This window comes from Pseudoalteromonas sp. S3178, from assembly GCF_005886985.1.
Taxonomy (GTDB): domain Bacteria; phylum Pseudomonadota; class Gammaproteobacteria; order Enterobacterales; family Alteromonadaceae; genus Pseudoalteromonas; species Pseudoalteromonas carrageenovora.
Map to the genome: position 1 here is coordinate 1 of NZ_PNCW01000501.1, position 306 is coordinate 306.

The 306-nt window shown below is 38.6% G+C and carries 1 protein-coding gene; it reads left to right on the forward strand.

Annotated features, from left to right (window positions below):
- Positions 1-306 (forward strand): hypothetical protein (locus CWC11_RS21930; RefSeq protein ID WP_138684256.1); only part of this gene is annotated, 306 nt, incomplete at both ends.

Sequence of the window (306 nt, forward strand, 5' to 3'; positions counted from 1 at the left end):
CCAAAATCAACTACGCATCTATGAAGCCCAATGTGAAATATTCCCAAGGGAACTTTTTAACGCGCAGCTTATTGATAGCCAACAATTTGATTATCTCGTTATTACTGCTGAAGCCTTCCAACAGCTTACTACAGAAGGAAAAGAAGTTTTCATCGCGGAAAGCGAGTGCAAGTATATTTTACTAGACAACAATCAAGATAAGCTTCCGCATGCGAACAATATTAACGTCTCTAACCTCGCACTATATCCTTATTACGCTTATAAAGTTGTTTCACACATTGCGACGTTAGAAGGGTTAATTGACAG